Raw genomic sequence first — 20,595 nt, 5'->3', positions numbered from 1 at the left:
GTTCATAACGAGCGGGACGCACCGATGGGGAAAGACGATGATCAAAGCGACCAAAGCCAAATTCCTGACCGCCACCGCACTATCACTGGGACTGCTGGCCGCCCTCCCGGCGCAGGCGCAGGAAAAGACCGACTTCAAGATCGCATGGTCGATCTATGTAGGCTGGATGCCGTGGGGCTATCTCGAAGACAGCGGCATCATGGACAAATGGGCCGAGGAGTACGGCATCGACGTCGAGATCGTACAGATCAACGACTACGTGGAATCCATCAACCAATACACTGCCGGTGCCTTTGACGGGGTGTCGGCCACCAACATGGACACGCTGTCCATTCCCGCAGGCAGCGGTGTGGACACCACCGCGCTGATCATCGGCGACTATTCCAACGGCAACGATGCGGTTATCGCCAAGGGGGATGTCACGCTGGAGGATCTGGCCGGCACCAAGGTCAACCTCGTGGAGCTTTCGGTGTCGCATTACCTGCTGGCGCGCGCGCTCGACAGCGCCGGTCTGGCAGAGCGTGATCTGGACGGTGTGGTCAACACCTCGGACGCGGATATGATTGCCGCCTATGCCACCGACGATGTCACCACCGTGGTGACATGGAACCCGCTGGTGTCAGAGATCACCGCCTCGAACCCCGACGCAACCGTGCTGTTCGACAGCTCGAAAATCGCGGGCGAGATCCTCGATCTGATGGTGGTCAACACCGAGACGCTGGAAGCGAACCCCGACTTCGGCAAGGCGCTGGTTGGCGCGTGGTACGAGGTCATGGGCCTGATGGCCTCCGGCGACGAGGACACCCTCACCGCCATGGCGGAGGCCTCCGGCACGGATCTCGACGGCTACAAGGCGCAGCTTGCCGCGACCGAGATGTTCTATGATCCCGCCGATGCGGTGGCGCAGGCGGCCTCCCCCGATCTGCCCGGCACCATGACCGAGATCGCGGAGTTCCTGTTCGACAAGGGCATCCTTGGCGAGGGCGCACCGTCGGCGGATTTTGTGGGCATCGCCTATCCCGATGGCAGCATCAGCGGGTCAGAGGCCAACGTGATGTTCCGCTTTGACAGCAGCTACATGCAGATGGCCGCGGACGGCGAACTGTAACAGGCGACCAAAGCCCCGGCGCATCAGGTAGGTGCCGGGGCGCATTCCCTTTCGACAGATCACAGGGTTCTGACCGTGCGGCTGATCAATCAACGTCCCTCCCGCCCCTTTGCGGTGTTTCTGGCGGCGCTGCCCTTTGTGGCGGTGCTGATCGCCTATGCCATCGGGTCCGACCTGCGGCTGACCGCCAATCCGGCGGACAAGCTGCTGCCCGCCCTGTCCACCATCCGCGACACGGCAATCCGGCTATTCACCGAGGGCGACCGACGCTCCGGCGAGATCCTGCTGTGGCATGACACATGGGCGTCGCTGTCGCGGCTGCTGGGCGGTGTGGCCATTTCCGCCGCTTTGTCGCTTCTGATCGGCATGGTGATAGGCCTGTTGCCGCTGGCGCGCGCCACCCTGTCGGGTTTTGTCGCGGTTGTGTCCATGGTGCCCCCGCTGGCCCTGTTGCCGATCCTGTTCATCGTGTTCGGTCTGGGCGAGACGTCAAAGGTGGTGCTGATCGTCATTGGCATTACGCCTTTCATGACGCGTGATCTGGCGCAGCGTGTCTTGGACATCCCCCATGAACAACTGGTGAAGGCGCAGACGCTCGGGGCGTCGTCGTTAGTCATCGCCTTGCGGGTCGCCCTGCCCCAGATCCTGCCCCGTCTGATCGCCAATGTGCGGCTCTCGCTTGGCTCGGCATGGCTGTTTTTGATCGCGGCCGAGGCCGTCGCCGCCGATGTGGGCCTTGGCTACCGGATCTTTCTGGTGCGCCGTTACCTCGCGATGGATGTGATCCTGACCTATGTGATCTGGATCACCCTGCTGGCCTTTGTGCTGGATTGGGCGCTGAAACAGCTGTCGCGACGGGCCTTTCCATGGATGGAGGCGGGGCTATGAGCTTTGTCGAAGTGCGCGACATCTGGCAGGCCTATGGCGGCCGGTCGATCATCGAACGGGTCAATCTGGACGTGGACGAAGGCGCCTTTGTGTCGATCGTGGGTGCCTCCGGCTGCGGCAAATCCACTTTCCTGCGGCTGTTGCTGGCCGATGAGCGCCCCGTGCGCGGCACAATCACCGTCGATGGCGGCGAGGTCGCGGTGGAGCCGGGCCGCGAGCGCGGCGTTGTGTTCCAGAAATATTCGGTCTTTCCGCATCTCACCATCCGCGACAACCTGATTGCCGGAGAAGGCTTTGCCACACGCTTTGGCTGGCTGTCACGCGCCCAACGGCGCGCCGCCGCTGAACGGGCGGACGCCATGCTCGCCCGCATCGGTCTGAACCATGTGGCAGATCAATACCCCGCCAGCCTGTCGGGCGGGATGCAGCAACGCCTTGCCATCGGTCAGGCGCTGACGGCGCGCCCGCGCGTGTTGTTGCTTGATGAACCCTTTGGCGCGCTGGACCCCGGCACGCGACACCAGATGCACGATTTCCTGACCGAACTGCGCACCGAGACAAAGATGACCGTTTTCATGGTGTCCCATGATCTTGAAGAGGCGTTCAAGCTGGGCGACCGGGTGCTGGTTTTCGACAAGGTCCGCTGGGACCCGCAGGACCCCGGCCTGTTCGGCGCAACGCTGACCTATGATTTCGACGCCCGCAACGGCGGGATGCCCTACCAGAACATTCTGGACCGCTACCCGTCCCTGGCCGCACCACCCGAAGTGCAGGCCCTCTGACCCCATACCCACGCGCGCCCACGGGCCCCGCGCGTGGGATAGCCAAGGCCCGCACCACGCCCGCCCCGCGCCCGTCGGGGCAACAAGGGAGACAGGAATGTTTTCTGAGTTCTCATCCACGATCCACCGCGCCGAGGCCCGCGCCCGCACGCCCCAAGGCCTGCGCGCCCGTCACGCCACGCGAGAGCAGCGCCACCACCACCCCGACCTGACAAAACTGGCGGGCTGGAAGGCGATGCGCAAAGAGGCCGAACTGCCCGAAGGCCGCTGGGCCGAAGAGCGCGCATGGGCTTTGCGCATGGGGCTGACCGGCGCCGACAGCATCGACGACAAGTCGATCCCCACCTTTGCGCGCGGCGAGCTGCCCCACTACGCGGGCATCAACACTTTCCTCAAGGCGCCCTACACCGAGGACGTGCTGGAGGTCGCCAATTACGACGCCACCGTTCTTGGCATTCCCTTTGACGGCGGCACCACCTACCGCCCCGGCACGCGCTTTGGCCCGCAAGGCGTGCGCAAGATCTCGGCGCTTTATACGCCCTACAACTACGAGATCAGCGTGGATCTGCGCGAGCAGATGACGCTATGCGATGCAGGCGATGTGTTCACCATTCCAGCCAATATCGAGAAGTCCTTTGACCAGATCAGCCGCGGGGTGAGCCATGTGTTCTCGTCCGGCTCGCTGCCGATCATGATTGGCGGCGACCATTCCATAGGCTTTCCTTGCGTGCGCGGCATCGCGCAATGCACCTCGAAGAAAATCGGCATCATCCATTTCGACCGCCATGCGGATATTCAGGAGAAAGATCTCGACGAGCGGATGCACACCACCCCGTGGTTCCATTCGACCAACCTGCCGAATGTGCCGGCCAAGAACCTTGTGCAGATCGGCATCGGCGGCTGGCAGGTCCCGCGCGAGGCGGTCAAGGTCGCGCGCGAGCGCCACACCAATATCATCACCATGGGTGACATGGAGAAAATGGGCATCGACAAGACCATCGAGATGGCGCTGGAGATGGCATGGGACGGGGTGGACATGGTCTATATGTCGTTTGACATCGACAGCATCGACTGCGGATTTGTGCCCGGCACAGGCTGGCCGGAACCCGGTGGGTTCCTGCCGCGCGAAGCGCTGGCGCTTGCCTCCGGTGTGGCCGCTGAAGGCATCTGTGGACTGGAGTTGGTCGAGGTTTCCCCGCCCTATGACACCTCGGACATCACCGCGCTGATGGGCACGCGGGTCATCGTGGACGTTCTGGGGGCAATGGTGTCCAACGGCACATTGGGCAAACACAAGCGCCACATCGACAAGCCCGTGACCCTGCCGCACGGGGCATTCGAGGGCAAGCGCTGGTCGAATGATGCCCCCCATAAGGTGGGAGAGTGATTATGCCGGTGCGTCAGCCAAGGGGCGCTGCCCCTTCTGCCCCTGCGGGGCATTCAACCCCGAGGTATTTGGGCCAAGAAAAAGCGCGAAAGGTCCGTCATGCCACATGATCACCCGCACGGGGCGCATCACGCGCATCATCATCATCATCATCCGCATGATCACAACCATCCGCACGATGCAGATCACCTGCATTCGCATATGCATGAACATGATGAGGCGGCGGATTTGCAGGTGCTGGCGGCGCAGTTCATCGACGGGTTCGTGCAGGCCAAGGACAAGACCAGCTATCTCAAGCTGGCCGGTGTGCCCTTTGAGCGGCCGGGCAAAGGCGGCGCGACCGCGCTGAAGCTGGTGGATGTGGAGTTGACCACTGATTGGCAGGTCGGCACGGCGTCCCCGTCCTTTGGCTCGCGCGAGCTGTCCTATCTGCCGTTTCCCGGCGAGATGGTCCGGGAGCGGACAAACATGCACCTGATCTACGTGTCCATGGATGAAAAATCGACCTTGGACCTGCGAGATTTCCTGACACAGAGAAAGCGAGAATTGGACAGATGAAATATGTAATCGTGATGGGCGCTGTGACCGTGGCCGGCCCTGCGGCGGCCCATAGCGCGGCATTGCCGCATGCGCATTCCGGCAATGGATTGATGCTGGCGGCGCTGGCCGTGGTGGCGGCTGCCGGTGGTGTTGCCCTATGGCTGTGGCGCGAAGGGCGGCGTGCTTGAGCATGTTGTGAACAACAGGCCCCGGAGGAGATGATCCGCCGGGGCCTGTTTTAATGCGCTGTCAGTCGCCGAGACCTGCGTCGGGATAGCGGTCGGGATCGGCGGAGAAGTCCGGCAGCATGTCGAGCGCCTCGCGCAGCGCCTCTCCCCAGCCTTGGGAGATCGACTGGAAATAGGGATCTTCCGCGGTGATCCGTCCCGTGCGCCCTGTTTGCAGGCTGTCCTTGGCGTAACAGTGGAAATCGAACGGGGCGCCCACGGTCAGGTTCGCCTTGAGCGTGGAGTCGAAGCTGACAAGCAGCAGCTTCATCGCCGCCTCGAAACTCATGTCGCTGTCGTAGGCGCGGACCAGAATGGGGCGGCCGTATTTCGTCTCGCCGATCTGGAAAAATGGCGTGTCGTCGCCCGCTTCGATAAAGTTGCCTTCGGGGTAGATCATGAACAGGCGATGCGGGCCGCCTTTGATCTGGCCGCCAAGAATCAGCGTGGCGTTAAAGGTGCTGTCGGCGCGCTGTCCGGTATCGGCGTGCTGTTCGATCACGTCGCGCAGCGTGTCGGCGATCAGGCGCGCGGCCTGAAACATCGACGGCACCTCCAACAGGGAGGGTGCGCGGTCCTCGGGCGATTTGCTGCGCTCCTCAAGCAGGCTGACCACGGCCTGCGTGGTGGCAAGGTTGCCTGCCGACATCAAGGTGATCGACCGTTCACCGGGAGTTTCCCAGATCGACATTTTGCGGAAGGTCGAGATATTGTCGAGACCTGCATTTGTCCGCGTGTCCGACATGAACACCAGCCCGTGGTCGAGCATCATCCCCACGCAATATGTCATTCAGGTCTTCCTATTGTTGCGTCACTTCGATTTCGACGGACAAGGTTTCCGATGTGCCGCCGACCCGCATTCCCGATACAGGGGCTGCTTCGGCATAGTCCAGACCTGTGGCCACACGAACGTAACGTGTATCCGGTGAAATTCCGTTCGAGACATCGAAACCGACCCAGCCCAGGCCGTCGACGTGGGCTTCGGCCCAGGCGTGCATCGCATCCTGTACGGTGCGGTCGTCGAGCATCAGATAGCCCGAAACATAGCGCGCCGGACAGCCAAGCGCGCGCGCGCCGCTGATAAAGATATGGGTGTGGTCCTGACAGACGCCGGCACCGGCGGTGATCGCGTCCTCGGCGCTCCAGTCCGGTTCGGATGCGCCGAGTGTGTAAGGCACACGGTCGCGGATCAGCGCTGCCATGGCGTGCAACTGCTCCAAGGGTTGCGCCTTTGGCACATCGCGCACCAGCGCCCGCACCCCGCTGCCCGGCGTGGTCTGGTCTGTGCTGCGCAGATACAGCCACAGCGGTGTCTTGCCCCGATGGCGGCCCAGAATGCCACTGCTGTCGGACAGATCGACCACCCCTTCACTGACCAGGCTCAGCTCTTGGGCGTCGCGGGCAAAGCCTATGAGCTCCACCGTATTGCCATGGTGGTCCTCGTAGCTCAGTTCCTGATGGCCGCCGGTCACGCTGGTGCGCCATTGCACAACCGATTGATTGTAGGTGGGTTTCGGCGTCTTGCGCAGCTGCTGCAGCCCGTATTTTACAGGGCTGTCAAAGCGGTAGCTTGTTTCATGGCGGATCGTCAGGCGCATGGGATCACTCGTAGAAGCGGAAATCGGTTTCAATCTGGCCGGAGACCTCGGACAAGAGCATCAGCACCTTCTGGATGTATTCGTGCAGCCCGTAGTCAAAGACCGCATCGATATCATGGCTGAGGTAGGTACGCTCGATATGCAGCGCCTTGAGCTGCGCCAAGCCCGGCCGCAGCCGACCACGATTAAGATAGCCGAGATTGTCGCGCAGCTTGCGCACGCAGAACGCCAGCGAACGTGGCATGCGCCGGTCGAGGATCAGGAACTGCGCGATCTCGCGGGTGCCGGCCCCTGCCCCGTATTCCATGCGAAAGCCACCCCGCGCCGATACCGACCGCAAAATGGTTTCCCATTGCACGTTGTCCAAAGGCGCGCCCACCGCATTGCCCGAGGGCAGCAGCACATAGTATTTCACATCGATGATGCGCGCCGTGTTGTCGGCACGTTCGATAAAGGTGCCAAGGCGGGCAAAGTCGTAGATCTCGTTGCGCAACATCGTGCCGTGGGTCATCCCGCGCACCAGCGCCGTGCGTTGCCGCAAGGCCCCAAGCACCGCAGGCAGATCCCGCTCACTGACCTTGCGGGCCAAAAGCTCGCGCGCGCACATATAGGCGGAGTTAGTGGCTTCCCAGACCTCATGCGTGAGCGCCGTGCGCACAAGCCGCGCGTTCTGGCGGGCGTTTTCAATCGACGACAGAACAGAGGACGGATTGGCGCGGTCACGCAGCAGCCAGTCGATGGCCGCATCCTTTGTCACCTCGTCCCGGTTGGTTTCGAACAGGGCCAGCGTGCCTGCGGTCTGCAGCACCGATTGCCATTCGTTCTCGCCCAGTTCCAGACGGGTCAGGCCGATGCGCTGACCGGTTTCGATCAGCCGCGCGGTGTTTTCGGCACGCTCCAGCGAGCGATACATCCAGTACAGGCCATTGGCGGTTTTTCCCAGCATCGCCTCAGTCCTCCAGAACCCAGGTGTCTTTGGTGCCGCCGCCCTGACTGGAGTTGACGACCAAAGACCCCTTTTTCAGCGCCACGCGGGTCAGACCGCCGGCGGTCACCTTGATTTCATTGGGGCTGACAAGGACAAAGGGGCGTAGATCCACATGGCGCGGGGTCAGACCACGACGGCCGAAAATCGGCACGGTCGACAGGCTGAGCGTGGGCTGCGCGATGTAGTTCGAAGGCCGCGTCGTAAGCTTGCGCCTAAAGGCCGCGATCTCTTTCTTCGACGCCGTCGGGCCGATCAACATGCCGTAGCCGCCCGATCCGTGGACTTCCTTGACCACCAGTTCTTCGAGATTGTCGAGCACATAGGCCAGTTGATCCGGCTCGGAACACCGCCACGTGGGCACGTTTTGCAGCAAAGGCCGCTCTCCGGTGTAGAATTCGACGATATCGGGCATGTAGCTGTAGATCGCCTTGTCATCGGCGATGCCGGTCCCCGGCGCGTTGGCGATGGTGATGCCGCCCGCCTTGTAGACGTCCATCAGACCGGGCACGCCCAGCTGGCTTTCGGGATTGAAATTCAGCGGATCGAGGTATTCGTCATCGACGCGGCGATACAGCACATCGACGGGTTTGTACCCTTGGGTTGTGCGCATCGCCACGCGGCCATCGACCACGCGCAGGTCGTGGCCTTCGACCAGTTCCGCGCTCATCTGATCGGCCAGAAAGGCGTGTTCGTAATAGGCCGAATTGTAGATCCCCGGCGTCAGCACAGCGACCACCGGCTGGGTGGTTGTCATCGACGGCGCGCAGGCCGCCAGCGACCGGCGCAGATCCGTGGGATAGTTCTGCACCCCCTTCACCCGGTTGCTGGAAAACAGCTCCGGGAACATCTGCAGCATGGTTTCGCGGTTCTCCAGCATATAGCTGACCCCGCTGGGCGTGCGGGCGTTGTCTTCGAGCACAAAGAACTCGTCCGGCCCCGTGCGCACCAGATCGATCCCCACGATATGCGTATAAATCCCGCCCGGCGGTGTGACCCCGATCATCTGCGGCTCGAAGGCTGCGTTCTCGCTGATCATCTCACGCGGGATGCGCCCTGCCTTGATGATCTCTTGTCCGTGGTAGATGTCGTACAAAAAGGCATTGATCGCGCGGACGCGCTGCTCGATGCCCTTTGTGACCTTTGTCCATTCCCGTTCCGAGATAACGCGCGGAATGATGTCAAAGGGAATGAGCCGTTCCTCTGCCTCGGCGCGGCCATAGACGTTGAAGGTGATGCCGGTCAGGCGGAAAAGCTCTTCGGCCTCGCGCTGTTTGGCCCGCAATCGTTTCGGATCTTCGCTGTCAAACCAGGCGTGAAATTTCTGGTAAGGAGACCGCAACCGGTCATCACTGCCCCACATTTCATCAAAAATTGGTTCCTGCTCCATGCCGCACCCTTCCAGCTTCCCTCTGAAATCAGACACTTTTCCATGGCTATTCACCAGAGCAGAAAGAGCGGGTTTCGCAAAATAGGCGAATTTCGCCTGAAATTTGTGCATGTTCTTGGGCGGCGCGATTTGCCAATCACGTCTTGAGAAAGGTCACTGAGCCGCCAATTCTCGGCCCGCTGGCAATTCGATGTCGCGATAGGACACGGGCGCGGCTGGCGCTGTCAGCCCGTCGATGCAGTGGGCATACAAGTTCTCGTACCGCTCCAGCATATGGGTCAGGGTGAACCGGCCCTGCACCCCCGCGCGCGGCACGCGTCTGGGAATGTCCATCGCCTGTGTGATGGCCCGCGCCAGATCATCAGCGTCGGCGGTGCTGTAGCGCCCCGCCTCTCCGGCGACTTCGCGGATGGCACCGTTTTCGATGGCCGCCACAGGCAGGCCGCAGGACATCGCCTCGATCGCGACAAGGCCAAAGGGTTCGTCCCAAAGCGGCGTGAACACCAGAACGGAATATTGCCCGATCTCGCGGGCCAGATCTTGCGCCCCAAGGTGGCCACCATAGGTGATCTCGCCCCCCAGCAGCGGCGCAACCTGCGTGTCGAAATATTCGCGGTCCTCAATTGTGCCAAACAGGGTCAGCCCCACGCCCGCGCGGCGTGCTGCCGCCACCGCAAGATGCGCGCCCTTGGTCGGCGTGATCCGCCCCATCCAGACCGCGCGTCCGTTGCCCTGAGCCTGCCAAGGCCAGTCGGCGGGATCGATGCCGTTGGGGGCCACATGGGCATGATGCGCGCGATCCGCAGTAAACCATGCCCGTTTCTGGCGGCTCGAACAGGTGGTGAACCGTGCCCAAGGGGCGCCACTGTCGGCCACGGCGCGCTGTAGCACATCAAAGGGCGGCACATGCAGTGAAGTGAGCATAGGCACGCGGTCCCGTCGAGCAAAACGCGGCGGAAACCGGTGCAGGCTGTTGTTGTGGATCACATCAAATCCGCCATCGCGCAAGGCAGGCAAAACCGCCGCCATATGGCTGTCGAGATGGGCATTCAACGTATCGGTGCCATGCCACTGGTGCCATGGAAAGCGGTCGTCGTAATGCTCGGGCAGAAGCGGCACCACCGGCCCGCCCCAGTCGCTGTCGCCAGCGGCGAACAGCACCACATCATGGCCACGCGCCCGAAGCCCGCGACATAGATGCCAGCAATGCGCTTCCATCCCGCCCATGAACGGCGGTTTGATCGGAAAGCGCACATGTCCGATGACCGCGATCCGCATCGCCTTATTCCGCCGCGATGGCCGAGATCGCGGCCTCGCCAGCCTCTGCCGCGCGGCGCCGGTCGGCCTCCGTGCCCAGTTCGGCCTGCAGTTTGTCCATCACGCGGCGGCTGTTGGCGTAGGGCATGTCTTCTGTCTGGCGGCACATGTCCAGGTCCGCCGCATCGGGTTCGCGCAAAATGGTCAACCCCTCGGGGGCATTGTCGATCAGCCCCATCAGATGGAAGGCATGCAGCCAATGGCCCATGGTGCGATGGCCCCAACGGCTTGCGAAATACTCGGCGTTGCGCACGACCGAATGCAAGTGATGCACCGGTGGCATGCAGTGGTCGTGGTATTGGTGATAGACCTTTGCGCCCTTCATCCACCAGATGTCGATCCCGCGATGGTCCAGCACCCGACCGAAATCGGTGTCTTCCCCGCCGTAGCCGTAATACCCTTCGTCAAAGCCGCCCGACAGCGCCCAGTCGTCGCGGTGCATGGCAAAGTTCAGCGACCAGAAGCAGCGGTAATCCTCGCATTTCATCAGTCCAAAACGGGGCGGCGCCTGCCGGTCGGAATGGCGCACCCCGATACGGTCGAAGATGTTGAATTGCAGACCTTTGTCCGTGGCCCCTTTGGGTAGATATGCGACCTCGCCCATCACGAGCCCACGCCCCGGATGACAGGCATCGGCCACATCCGCCACAAGATCGGGGTGCGGGATGCAATCCACATCCACAAAGGCAAGGACATCCCCCATGGCATGCACCGCCGCCGCATTGCGCGCAGCTGACAACGGCAGCTCGCCATCGGTGCGGGTCACATGGATCTGGCGCACGGGAAAAGGCGTTTCCGGCAGCAGGTCATAGGGCAGATCATCCATCACGGCGATCACCAGCTCACGCGGGGGGATCGATTGCGCGGCCAACCCGCGAACCACGTTATGCAGATGCTCTGTGCGGCCTTTTGCGATGGTCAATACGGATACGTCACGCATGGATTTGGTCCTTCTGAAGTGTCTTTGTGGTGCTGGCAGGCGCATCCCAAAGGTGCGCGGCAAGCTGGCCCAGCCAGTCAGCCGTGCGTTGTGCGGCCTGTGCGTCACCTGCCAGTTTGTGTTGTTGGTCTGGGGCGTGCTGGCTGCGGGCCTGTTCCAGCGCCGCGCGCCACGCCTGCGCCGAGGATGGCAGATGCGGCAGATGCACCGCCGCCCCCGCGCGGGCCAAGGCGCGCGCCTTTTCAACCTGTTCGTCAAAGTAGCGCCATTCCGGCACAACGATCCAAGGCAGCCCCGCCTGCAGCACCTGCGCGCAGGTGGTGTTCCCGGTGGACGACACCACCAGATCGCTGGCGGCGATGTAATCCGGGGCATTCTCGACCCAGCCGTGGTGCGACAGGTTCGGCGGCAAGGTCGCGTGCCAGTCACGCTGGACCGCGCCAATGGTGATCCACTGCATGTCAGGACAGCTTCGCGCGGCCACGCCCAAGGGGGCCTCGGATATGCCATTGCCGCCGCCACCACTGACCACCAAGGCCACGGGCCGGTCGTCCAGCCCCAGCCGCTTGCGCGCCTCCGCCCGCGACGGCAGGTCCACGTTCACCCCAAGTCCCGGTGCATAGAGCGTCTTTGATGACCAGCGTTGCCAATCGGGCTGCGCCAATCGCGCGTGAAACGGTGCAAGCAGCCCTGCCGCGCCGTCATAGGCGGCGGTATGGCCGGGATCTGACCGCTCTCCGTGTTGCAGGATCTTCACATGGGGGACGGAACACAGGCGCGCTAACTGCGCCACCTCTGCCGAGACGTCGACGATCATCAGCTCTGGAGCTTCTTCGACAAAGAACCGGGTCATTGCCCCCATGGCGTCACGAATGCCGCGCCAGCCCACGGGGGCGCAATGCACCGTGTCCGGCGTGTCCAACCGCGCCGCCCCGTCCGGCTCATCCCCTGCGGGTTCGAACAGCGACGGGATGCGCACAACGTTCGCGTTATCGCGCAATGGCGGGAAAATATCGTCGCGCGCGCAGAAAATGGTGAGGGGGCGCGCCTCGGGCAACGCGTTGACCACGGCGGCACAGCGCTCCGCATGGCCCCGCCCCTGATGGTGGACGAAGTAGCCGAAGGGCCGCAGGCTTTGGGGAAAATCACGCATGGCTATTCTCCGGCCAGAAGCAAGGGCGTCTGGCCCACGCGGAAATGGTTCAGGCCGTCGAGCACACCCGCAGCATGGGCGCTGCGCGAGCGGTAGCCCTGCGCCAGCGTGTCGAGTTCGGCCAAGGCGTTGGACGGCAGGATCGCCTGACCAAAGGTTTCCAGCATGTCGCGGTCATTGCCGCTGTCACCGGCCACGGTCACGGCGCTGTCAGGCAGACCACGGCGGGCGGCCTCGAACCCGATGGCGGCGGCCTTGCCTGCGAACGGCGGCAAAAGATCGATGAACCGCCCGTGCGATGCCACAACCCGCACCGCCAATCCGGCCTGCGCGAGGCGTGTTTCGATCCGTTGGGCGTCTGTCTGCGTTCCGAACAGGCTGATCTTCCAGCGGCGTTGGTCGTAGACGGGTTGGAACTGCGCGCCACTGTCCTGCAGCGCGCGGCGTACCTCCTGTGCCGACCACCCGGCCGAGACATGCGCCGCGTAATCACCGCACAGCTGATACTGGTGGCCATGACGCCGCCAGATCTCTGTTCCGGTCGACGAGATGATCGTGTCCGGCTCCGGCAGGTGCCATTCCGACAGGATGCGGCGCGCCTCGGCCACGGATCGGCCGGTGGCGACGACGAACCCGGACTGCCGGTCCTCCTGCGCCAGCCAGCGGGCAAACCGCGATGCAGACGGGCCGCAACCGGTCAGCGTATTGTCGATATCGCAGGCCAGCAGGAAATCCGCGTGCCCCGCGACCGTGGACCGCTGCGCGGCACGCAGACGGCGCATCATCGGCAGGCTTTGCGCCGCCCATGTGTCCCAATCATACACACGCTCTGCCACAAGGCGCGCGGTTTGCGCGCGGGTGTCGCGTGCCGGTGATTCCAGCGAACGGCGAAGCCCTTGTGCGATGGATCGGTCATCGCGTGGATCGACCAGCTCGCCAAAGCCCAATTCGGGGAGGATATCGCTCGGGCCGCCGCTATGTGTCGCGACGATGGGCACGCCGCTTTTGGCGGCCTCGATCAATGTCAGGCCAAAGGGTTCGTGCAGGGCCGGATTGCAGAACACGCCCCCGCGCGCGGCCAAGGCATACAAATCGGCAACATCGCGACTGCTGTGTTCACGCGGCAAGGCGACCTTGCCCCACAGATCGTTGCGGTCCACCAGATCGAACAGCTCGGTGATGATTGCGTCCTGCGCGGCACCGGCAGTAATCCCCTGTCGCAGCCCCGCGACGATGACCAGATTGCAGCGTTCTTGCAGCACCGGATCGCTGGCATAAGCGCGCAGCAGGCCCGCGAGATTCTTTTTCGCGATGGGCCGCGCGATGGCCAGAATGACAGGTTTCTGCGGATCACGCAAAAACGGAGCAAGGAATTCTGTGGCGCGATCCGCGTCCCCCGAAGCCTCGAGCATTACGCCGGGCGCGATGCGGTGTGTCTTGCCCTCCGCTGCGGGATCGAGATTAGGAAGCTGGCGTTCGACCTCGTCGCGCGAGGACGCGATGATGGCATCCGCTTGCTGGATGGCGCGCCGTTCCCGCGCAATGCGCGCGGCCAAGGCTCCGGTGGCCGTCTCGCCCGGCTGCAGCTTTTCCGCAGCAAGGGAATGGGCCGTGTAGATCACCGGAATGCCAAAGCGCGCGCGCACGTCAAATGCGAGCGATGCGGCGTCGGCGAAATGCGCGTGGATCACATCGGGACGCTCACGCCCCATCCCGTCGACCAGCGCGATCAAGGCGCGCCCCAAGGCGGGAAGCTCGGCAAACAGCGCATCCTTTTCCAGATACGCCGCGCTGTCAGAGCGCAGCCGCAGAATGTGACACTTGTCGCAGACTTGCTCCTCTGCGGCGGCAAAGCCTGCCCCCAATTGCGGATCATCGAAGCCACGTGTGACGATGCTGACGCGATCAATGTCGGGCCGCGCGGCCTGTGCCATGGCGGCACCCAACACATAAGCGATGTGGCCGCCCGTATCCTCCGTCAGGCCATAGCGTACCGGCGGGGCGGTCAGGCAACCACCCAGCGCCACATGCATCACGTGCATATGAACCTCCTGCAATTGTTTGGATCGCAGCCTCCCTTGGGCGGTGCGAGGGTGTAACACCGCAAATCACGCTTGGTTCCCAAATATTTGAAATCAATTACTTGCAGGCGTGATACCCGCATGGCGGGCAATTCTGGCGGCATTTGTCGCGCAGACGCGGCGCGCTAGATCGCAGCGCTGACACCACAGGAGACAACCGCTTATGACCGGCCATCGTTATGTATTCGTGGGCGGATTGCACCGTTCCGGCACCAGCCTTGTGGCGCGGATGATCGCCAGCCTGCCGCAGGTCAGCGCCATCGAAAACGCTCCCGTTCCCGAAAACGAGGGCGTCTATCTGCAAGGAGCCATTCCCCATACCGCGCGCGACGGTGCGCCGATGCAGTTTGCCACCGACCCCGCCCAGCATCACATCGAAGGCAGCCGGTACGACAATTTAGAAACCCGCCTAAGGATCGAGGCTGACTGGGCGCCCTATTTCACCGATGCCCCGTGGCGGGTCGAGAAATCGCCGGTGAACCTGACGCGCATGCGCCTGTACCAGCAACTGTTTCCAACCGCGCAATTCGTGGTTGTGATGCGCCATCCCGAGGCGGTCGCCGCCGCCGCCGCCAAATGGGTCGATCAGACGGGGGCGGCGATGATCGATCACTGGCTGGAGGCCCATGACATCGTGGCCCGGGACCTAAGCTATCTGCATTCGGTGATGGTCCTGCGGTACGAGGATCTGGTAGTCGACCCCCAGCGGGCGCAGAACCGTCTGGCGGCCTTTTTGCAGGTGCCGGAAACCGGTCTGCGCGAACCGGTGCAGGACGGAAACCAGCGCTACGCAGGCCGGTTGACCATGACGCAAGAACAGGCAGACCGCGCGCGACGCTGGGGCTATGCCACTGGGATGATCACGCGTCCCAACCCGCTTTATGTGCGCCACGCCCTGCGCGCGGTGCGCGAGGCCACCGCTACCTGCCCGCCCAGCTACGACACAGGCGTCAGCGTGTAGCGGCGCACCCAATCGTCAAACGCCGCCTCAAAGGCATTGCCGCTCAGCCCCTCCAACCCCGGCATCTCTGACAGCAGCACCTCCAGCCGGACCTGCTGGTCCTGCGTCAGGCGAGTGTCACCGTGCAGGCGAGCCAATGCCTCTGGCAGCCGCCGCTCTGGCCGCACGGTGCTGAAATACAGGCTGAAGGGGATCGCCTTGACCTGCGCCACAAGGGTCGCGATCTGCGGCAACAGCACCGTATCAAAATGCCCCGATCCAGGCCCGTGCGTATCCGCCAGCGCAAGGATCGCCCGCCCGGTCGAGACCGCCTGCGTGGTCGAGTAGACAAAACTGACCGACAGCGTCAGCACCACCATGCCGGAAACACCGATCATCGTGGCCACAGCGCCCCAAAGCTCGGACCCCGTTTGGTGCTGCCCACCCCCCAGTGTCGACAGCAAATGCCCCGCAAAAATCGCCCGCCCTGCAAGGCTTGCGGGGCTTTGGTCGCTTTGCTGCAGCACGGCGCTGTCATCGGCCATCAGGATCATGGTCCAGCTGGCGCACATGGCCACCACCCAGACGCCCCCGACGCCGACCATAACCGCCGGTCCACAGATCCGGTGCACCACCGGACGGTCCGGCAACAGCTTTGTGACGGCAAAGACACTCTGCGCCACGCGCGGGGCCAGCGGACCCTTTGCCCCCGCCCCGAGCGAGGACAGGATAATATCGACCGCGACAAAGCCCAAAAGAACGACGCCCACCAGCGCTATCATGCCTGCTGCTCCTGTTTCCAACGCATTGAAATTATTCACCTAGTGCGGATTTCCTGCGGGAAAACCGTGCAAGACGTCAGGCATGGGTCTTAAGGCTTGACCGATAGGTAACGCGCGTCCAGACCGGAGAGGACATAAACGGAGGCGTCCCTTGCCCTATCTTATTCTCGCATTGGCTGTACTGGCGGAAACCATCGGCACCACGGCGCTGCAGGCCAGTCAGCAGTTCACGCGACCGATCCCGTCGGTGATCGTGGTCGTGGCTTATGGGGCCGCGTTCTATCTGCTGGCTTGGGTGCTGCGGGTCATGCCGGTGGGGATCGCCTACGCCATGTGGTCGGGGCTTGGGATTGTGCTGATCTCGGTCATCGGGCGTCTGGTGTTCGGGCAGAAACTGGATTTGGCGGCGGTTGCTGGCATGGCGCTGATCATCGCGGGCATTGCCGTGATCAACCTGTTCTCCAACAGCGCAACGCACTGACCCCTAGAAACGGAAATGGCCCCGACGCGCATCGCGCGCCGGAGCCACACCATCAGATCGATCCCTGATCGATCTATCTCAAGCTTATCAGAAGCGGTATGTGCCGCGCAGGGACAGGCTGTTGTTTTCCAGATCGATGGAGCTGTCGCCCACATCGTCGAAGGATTCGTAGAGATATTCGGCACCGATGCCGAACTGCTCGGTCACACGGTATTCCGCACCGATGCCGCCCACTGCGGTGGATTCGGAACCGAAGTTGGTGTCGATCTGCGACACACCTGCGGTTGCATAAAGCATGGTGTTGCCGAGGTCGTAACCGCCGCGCACTTTGAAGCGTGCGAGGTTGTCGATGTCCACGTCACCGACGCTCAGGTCATCGTTGCCGGAGTATTCGACTTCGGCACCCATGATCAGGCCGTTCTGGAACTGGTAGTCGTAACCGCCGAAGACGCCGTAGGTGGCAGCGCTTTCTTCTTCGTCATCGGTTTCCGCCTGCAGGCCGCCGAAGCTCAGACCACCGTATGCGCCGGTCCAGTTGCCGACCGGTGCCACGGGCTCGACCACAACCGGAGCTGCGGGAGCGGGCTCGACAACAGCCACATCTGCGTTGCCGGCAAATACGGCGGTGGAGGTTGCGAGGGTGGCAAATGCGGCGGTGAGGCCAAACATACGCGTTTTCATTTATCTTTCCTTTCACTGTCTACACCCGAGGTTTCCGTGTCCGCGTCTGGACTGTCGGGCGTATCGGTGCCTGATGTGGCATCCGATCGTGGGGTTACAACGGTCCTGCCCCCGGTTTTTGTTCCGCGAAATATGCTTTCCCCTGCGTCACCGGCTAAGCTCAGCCGAAGACCGCATGGATTTCAGCATAAACATGCCGGTTTCATTAAATTCTGCGACTGCATCATATCGTGACAATTCGACAACAGCGCGATTTGCGACCGTTTGCCACTGGCCTTTTGGCCCCTTTGGCGCTACGCGGAGCGCAATCCGGACAAAGGAACACAGACATGGAATTGCGCAACGTCGCGATCATCGCGCACGTCGACCACGGGAAAACCACCCTCGTTGACGAACTGCTCAAGCAATCGGGCGCGTTTCGCGCCAACCAAGCCGTCGCCGAACGGGCGATGGACAGCAACGATCTGGAACGCGAGCGCGGGATCACCATCCTTGCCAAAGCGACGTCGGTCGAATGGAAAGGCACGCGGATCAACATCGTTGATACGCCCGGCCACGCCGACTTTGGCGCCGAGGTAGAACGCATCTTGTCGATGGTCGACGGGGTTGTGCTGCTGGTGGACGCCGCCGAAGGCCCGATGCCGCAGACAAAATTCGTGACCTCAAAGGCCCTTGCCCTTGGCCTGCGCCCCATTGTGGTGCTCAACAAGGTCGACAAACCCGACGCCGAGCCCGATCGCGCGCTCGACGAGGTGTTTGATCTGTTCTCGAACCTCGACGCGGACGAAGACCAGCTGGACTTCCCGCACCTCTACGCCTCGGGCCGCTCGGGCTGGTGTGATGCAGAACTGGACGGCAAGCGCGAAAACCTCGACGCGCTGTTCAACCTGATCGTCAATCACGTGCCGGAACCCAAACAGGTCAAAAAGCGCGACGACGATTTCCGCATGCTGGCGGTGACACTGGGATCGGACCCGTTTGTGGGCCGCATGCTGACAGGCCGTGTGGAATCGGGTCGCTGCAAAGTGGGCCAGACGGTGCAGGCGATTTCGCGCATCGGTCAAAAGATCGAACAATTCCGCGTCACCAAGATCCAGGCCTTCCGTGGTCTGCAGCAACAGGACATCGATGAAGCCGAAGCTGGCGATATCGTCTCGCTGGCCGGTATGACAAAGACGACCGTGGCCGACACCATCTGTGCGCTCGCCGTCGAAGAGCCGCTGGAAGCGCAGCCCATCGATCCGCCCACCATCACCGTGACCTTTGGCATCAACGACAGCCCGCTGGCGGGCCGAGATGGCAAGCACGTGCAGTCCCGCGTGATCCGCAACCGCCTGTACAAAGAAGCCGAGACCAACGTGGCGATCCGCATCGCGGACACCCCCGGTGGCGAAGCCTTTGAAGTGTCGGGCCGTGGCGAACTGCAGATGGGCGTTCTGATTGAGAACATGCGCCGCGAAGGCTTTGAGCTGTCGATCTCGCGCCCGCAGGTGATCATGAAGGAAGAAGACGGTGTCCGTATGGAGCCCGTCGAAGAAGCCACCATCGACGTTGATGACGAATACACCGGCGCCGTGATCGAAAAGCTGACCGGCCCGCGCAAAGGCGAGCTGGTGGAAATGCGCCCCGCAGGCGCAGGCAAGACCCGCATCATCGCACATGTGCCCTCGCGCGGTCTGATCGGCTACCACGGGGAATTCCTGACCGACACCCGCGGCACAGGCGTTCTGAACCGTGTGTTCCACGGCTGGACCCCGCACAAAGGCCCGATCCCCGGCCGTCGTGCGGGCGTGCTGATTTCCATGGAAAACGGTGAGGCCGTGGCCTTTGCCCTGTGGAACCTTGAAGATCGCGGCAAGATGATGATCGGCGCGCAGGCCCCCGTCTACACCGGCATGATCATTGGCGAGCATTCGCGCGAAAACGATCTGGAAGTGAACCCGCTGAAAGGCAAGAAGCTGACCAACGTGCGGGCTTCCGGCACCGACGAAGCCGTGCGCCTGACCACGCCTGTCACCCTGTCGCTGGAAGAGGCCATTGCCTACATCAACGACGACGAACTGGTGGAAGTGACGCCCAACGCGATCCGTCTGCGCAAGAAGTATCTTGATCCGCATGAGCGCAAACGTCAGGCGCGCTCCGCTTGATTATGGTCGCGGGGGTTTCACCCCCGCACCCCCAAGGTATTTGAGCCAAGAAAAAGCAAAGCGGCGCCCCGATCGGAGGCGCCGTTTTCAGTTTATGGTCAGGGGATTGGCGGGATCTATTTCCGTGCAGCCTTTGGTGGCCAGGCATTCCTCTGCAGGAAGTCGGTCCGCCTTGCGTATGATCGCCTTTGTGCAGCGGACCTGCTTCAGAACCACATGGGCGGGGCTGATGAGGGTCTTTTTCTCGATATATATCGCGGGGAAATGGGTCATGGCGATTTGACCGGAGGCGGTTTCATCGTGGACCAGGCGCGCTTTGCGCAGCAGGCGTTTGCTGCGCTCGTAGACGGCGGGCACGTGATGTTTGCGGAAGCACTGCGGCGCGGGATCGCCTTCGGGCTGTGCCTGCGCGGCGGGCGCGAGCAGAGCCATACAACATACTGTAGCGATCCAGCGCATCGATGTTTTCCATTTCGTAATCCGCAGGGAGATTTCAACATTTTCGGTGGTTTGGCAAGTTATCCACCGATTGCGGCGATTGAAGATGCGGCCTGTCGGGCACAGATTGCAAAAAGGGCGCGAGGTGGCAGTCCTCGCGCCCTTCGTTTTTTTAGCGTCGGTTAACGCCAGATTACTTGCACGGTGCCTTTACAGCGACGTAGTGGCCGGGGGCTTTCATGTGCTTGTTTTCTTTGTACACAGCCGGGTAGTGCATCTTGACCATCTGGCCCAGAGCGTTGTGCTCCCATTCAGTGTGGGCCGCCATGATCAGCGTTTTGGAGGTGCTGTACTTGGCCGGAACCCAGACTTTGTCGTAGCAGGCCACAACCTGACCTTCCCATGCGAATGCCGGGGCAGCCAAAGCCGCCAGAACTGCTGCGCTTGCGAATACCTTTTTCATGATCTTTCTCCCAAGAAAAATTGTAGGTGCGAGAACCTTAGCCAAACATTCTTCGGTGAGGCGACAGGAATTCCTGACTTGCTGGGAGAAAAACCGCCGATCCGGCGGGAATCGGGGGGCAAACCGGTAAAATGTGACTTGTAAGCCATGATTTCGCAGCAAAGTCGGGCGCTTGGCGGGTTAAGTTCGCTCTATGTTGCGGGAAACAGCCCTCATATTCGGGAATTGACTGGGGATAAGTCGGGAAAATTGGTCCACGCATGCGAA

22 protein-coding genes are annotated in these 20,595 nt (G+C 62.4%); 9 read left to right on the top strand and 13 right to left on the bottom strand.

What is annotated here, in order from left to right; all coding sequences use genetic code 11:
• The first annotated feature begins 37 nt into the window (after positions 1-37).
• The 4 genes from ACN5AZ_RS01655 to ACN5AZ_RS01640 all read left to right on the top strand — a co-directional run bounded on the left by ACN5AZ_RS01655 (position 38) and on the right by ACN5AZ_RS01640 (position 4,165).
• On the top strand, positions 38-1,108 hold the full coding sequence (locus ACN5AZ_RS01655; protein WP_419427105.1) for a putative urea ABC transporter substrate-binding protein: 1,071 nt from the start codon (positions 38-40) through the stop codon (positions 1,106-1,108).
• 75 nt (positions 1,109-1,183) lie between these two features.
• Complete coding sequence (locus tag ACN5AZ_RS01650; protein WP_419427104.1) at positions 1,184-1,996, top strand: ABC transporter permease; 813 nt, start codon at positions 1,184-1,186, stop codon at positions 1,994-1,996.
• The gene (locus tag ACN5AZ_RS01645) at positions 1,993-2,778 is read left to right on the top strand and encodes an ATP-binding cassette domain-containing protein (RefSeq protein ID WP_419427103.1); all 786 of its coding nucleotides are present in this window, start codon (positions 1,993-1,995) and stop codon (positions 2,776-2,778) included. Before ACN5AZ_RS01650 ends, ACN5AZ_RS01645 begins: the two co-directional genes overlap by 4 nt.
• A 97-nt stretch (positions 2,779-2,875) precedes the next feature.
• Positions 2,876-4,165, top strand: coding sequence for an agmatinase family protein (locus tag ACN5AZ_RS01640; RefSeq protein ID WP_419427102.1), 1,290 nt, complete (start codon positions 2,876-2,878; stop codon positions 4,163-4,165).
• Here ACN5AZ_RS01640 and ACN5AZ_RS01635 read toward each other — a convergent pair whose 3' ends face one another.
• Positions 4,166-4,378: a hypothetical protein gene (locus ACN5AZ_RS01635; RefSeq protein WP_419427101.1), complete on the bottom strand. Its 213-nt coding sequence runs from the start codon at positions 4,376-4,378 to the stop codon at positions 4,166-4,168.
• Between ACN5AZ_RS01635 and ACN5AZ_RS01630 the strand changes: the two genes are divergently transcribed.
• Together ACN5AZ_RS01630 and ACN5AZ_RS01625 are read left to right on the top strand one after the other, a co-directional pair.
• The gene (locus ACN5AZ_RS01630; protein WP_419427100.1) at positions 4,367-4,723 is read left to right on the top strand and encodes a hypothetical protein; all 357 of its coding nucleotides are present in this window, start codon (positions 4,367-4,369) and stop codon (positions 4,721-4,723) included. The genes ACN5AZ_RS01635 and ACN5AZ_RS01630 overlap by 12 nt on opposite strands.
• Complete coding sequence (locus ACN5AZ_RS01625) at positions 4,720-4,893, top strand: hypothetical protein (protein WP_419427099.1); 174 nt, start codon at positions 4,720-4,722, stop codon at positions 4,891-4,893. Before ACN5AZ_RS01630 ends, ACN5AZ_RS01625 begins: the two co-directional genes overlap by 4 nt.
• 61 nt (positions 4,894-4,954) lie before the next feature.
• On the opposite strand, the gene ACN5AZ_RS01620 is transcribed toward ACN5AZ_RS01625, so the two are convergent.
• From ACN5AZ_RS01620 to ACN5AZ_RS01585, 8 genes are all read right to left on the bottom strand, one after another.
• Entirely contained in the window at positions 4,955-5,722 is a 768-nt protein-coding gene (locus tag ACN5AZ_RS01620) for a peptidase (protein WP_419427098.1), read from the bottom strand.
• A gap of 10 nt (positions 5,723-5,732) precedes the next feature.
• Positions 5,733-6,530, bottom strand: a complete 798-nt coding sequence (locus ACN5AZ_RS01615) for a transglutaminase family protein (RefSeq protein ID WP_419427097.1) — start codon at positions 6,528-6,530, stop codon at positions 5,733-5,735.
• A 4-nt stretch (positions 6,531-6,534) separates the two neighbouring features.
• The gene (locus ACN5AZ_RS01610; RefSeq protein WP_419427096.1) at positions 6,535-7,476 is read right to left on the bottom strand and encodes an alpha-E domain-containing protein; all 942 of its coding nucleotides are present in this window, start codon (positions 7,474-7,476) and stop codon (positions 6,535-6,537) included.
• A 4-nt stretch (positions 7,477-7,480) separates the two neighbouring features.
• Positions 7,481-8,905: a circularly permuted type 2 ATP-grasp protein gene (locus tag ACN5AZ_RS01605; protein ID WP_419427095.1), complete on the bottom strand. Its 1,425-nt coding sequence runs from the start codon at positions 8,903-8,905 to the stop codon at positions 7,481-7,483.
• A 153-nt stretch (positions 8,906-9,058) separates the two neighbouring features.
• Positions 9,059-10,183, bottom strand: a complete 1,125-nt coding sequence (locus tag ACN5AZ_RS01600; RefSeq protein ID WP_419427094.1) for a glycosyltransferase — start codon at positions 10,181-10,183, stop codon at positions 9,059-9,061.
• A 4-nt stretch (positions 10,184-10,187) separates the two neighbouring features.
• Positions 10,188-11,162: a glycosyltransferase family 2 protein gene (locus ACN5AZ_RS01595; RefSeq protein ID WP_419427093.1), complete on the bottom strand. Its 975-nt coding sequence runs from the start codon at positions 11,160-11,162 to the stop codon at positions 10,188-10,190.
• Positions 11,155-12,315 carry a glycosyltransferase gene (locus tag ACN5AZ_RS01590; protein WP_419427092.1) on the bottom strand — a complete coding sequence of 387 codons (1,161 nt, stop codon included), beginning with the start codon at positions 12,313-12,315 and terminating at the stop codon, positions 11,155-11,157. Before ACN5AZ_RS01590 ends, ACN5AZ_RS01595 begins: the two co-directional genes overlap by 8 nt.
• A gap of 2 nt (positions 12,316-12,317) precedes the next feature.
• Positions 12,318-14,357 carry an HAD family hydrolase gene (locus tag ACN5AZ_RS01585; protein ID WP_419427091.1) on the bottom strand — a complete coding sequence of 680 codons (2,040 nt, stop codon included), beginning with the start codon at positions 14,355-14,357 and terminating at the stop codon, positions 12,318-12,320.
• A 202-nt stretch (positions 14,358-14,559) separates the two neighbouring features.
• Between ACN5AZ_RS01585 and ACN5AZ_RS01580 the strand changes: the two genes are divergently transcribed.
• Positions 14,560-15,357 (top strand): sulfotransferase family protein, encoded by a 798-nt coding sequence (locus ACN5AZ_RS01580; RefSeq protein ID WP_419427090.1) that lies wholly within the window; start codon positions 14,560-14,562, stop codon positions 15,355-15,357.
• Here ACN5AZ_RS01580 and ACN5AZ_RS01575 read toward each other — a convergent pair.
• The gene (locus ACN5AZ_RS01575; RefSeq protein ID WP_419427089.1) at positions 15,333-16,118 is read right to left on the bottom strand and encodes a hypothetical protein; all 786 of its coding nucleotides are present in this window, start codon (positions 16,116-16,118) and stop codon (positions 15,333-15,335) included. The genes ACN5AZ_RS01580 and ACN5AZ_RS01575 overlap by 25 nt on opposite strands.
• Before the next feature lie 151 nt (positions 16,119-16,269).
• Here ACN5AZ_RS01575 and ACN5AZ_RS01570 point away from each other — a divergent pair, with 151 nt between their 5' ends.
• Positions 16,270-16,599 (top strand): DMT family transporter, encoded by a 330-nt coding sequence (locus ACN5AZ_RS01570; protein WP_419427088.1) that lies wholly within the window; start codon positions 16,270-16,272, stop codon positions 16,597-16,599.
• 87 nt (positions 16,600-16,686) lie between these two features.
• On the opposite strand, the gene ACN5AZ_RS01565 is transcribed toward ACN5AZ_RS01570, so the two are convergent.
• Positions 16,687-17,280 carry an outer membrane protein gene (locus ACN5AZ_RS01565; RefSeq protein WP_419427087.1) on the bottom strand — a complete coding sequence of 198 codons (594 nt, stop codon included), beginning with the start codon at positions 17,278-17,280 and terminating at the stop codon, positions 16,687-16,689.
• Between the two features lie 329 nt (positions 17,281-17,609).
• Here ACN5AZ_RS01565 and typA point away from each other — a divergent pair, with 329 nt between their 5' ends.
• Positions 17,610-19,427 (top strand): translational GTPase TypA, encoded by a 1,818-nt coding sequence (gene typA / locus ACN5AZ_RS01560; RefSeq protein ID WP_419427086.1) that lies wholly within the window; start codon positions 17,610-17,612, stop codon positions 19,425-19,427.
• An 87-nt stretch (positions 19,428-19,514) separates the two neighbouring features.
• On the opposite strand, the gene ACN5AZ_RS01555 is transcribed toward typA, so the two are convergent.
• Positions 19,515-19,859 (bottom strand): hypothetical protein, encoded by a 345-nt coding sequence (locus ACN5AZ_RS01555; RefSeq protein WP_419427085.1) that lies wholly within the window; start codon positions 19,857-19,859, stop codon positions 19,515-19,517.
• 199 nt (positions 19,860-20,058) lie between these two features.
• Complete coding sequence (locus tag ACN5AZ_RS01550) at positions 20,059-20,328, bottom strand: hypothetical protein (RefSeq protein WP_419427084.1); 270 nt, start codon at positions 20,326-20,328, stop codon at positions 20,059-20,061.
• Positions 20,329-20,595: the final 267 nt, after the last annotated feature.

Source organism: Sagittula sp. SSi028 (genome assembly GCF_048553715.1).
Classification (GTDB): Bacteria; Pseudomonadota; Alphaproteobacteria; order Rhodobacterales; family Rhodobacteraceae; genus Sagittula.
The sequence above is the reverse complement of the archived record's forward strand: the minus strand, read 5'-3'. Positions and strand labels throughout refer to the sequence as shown.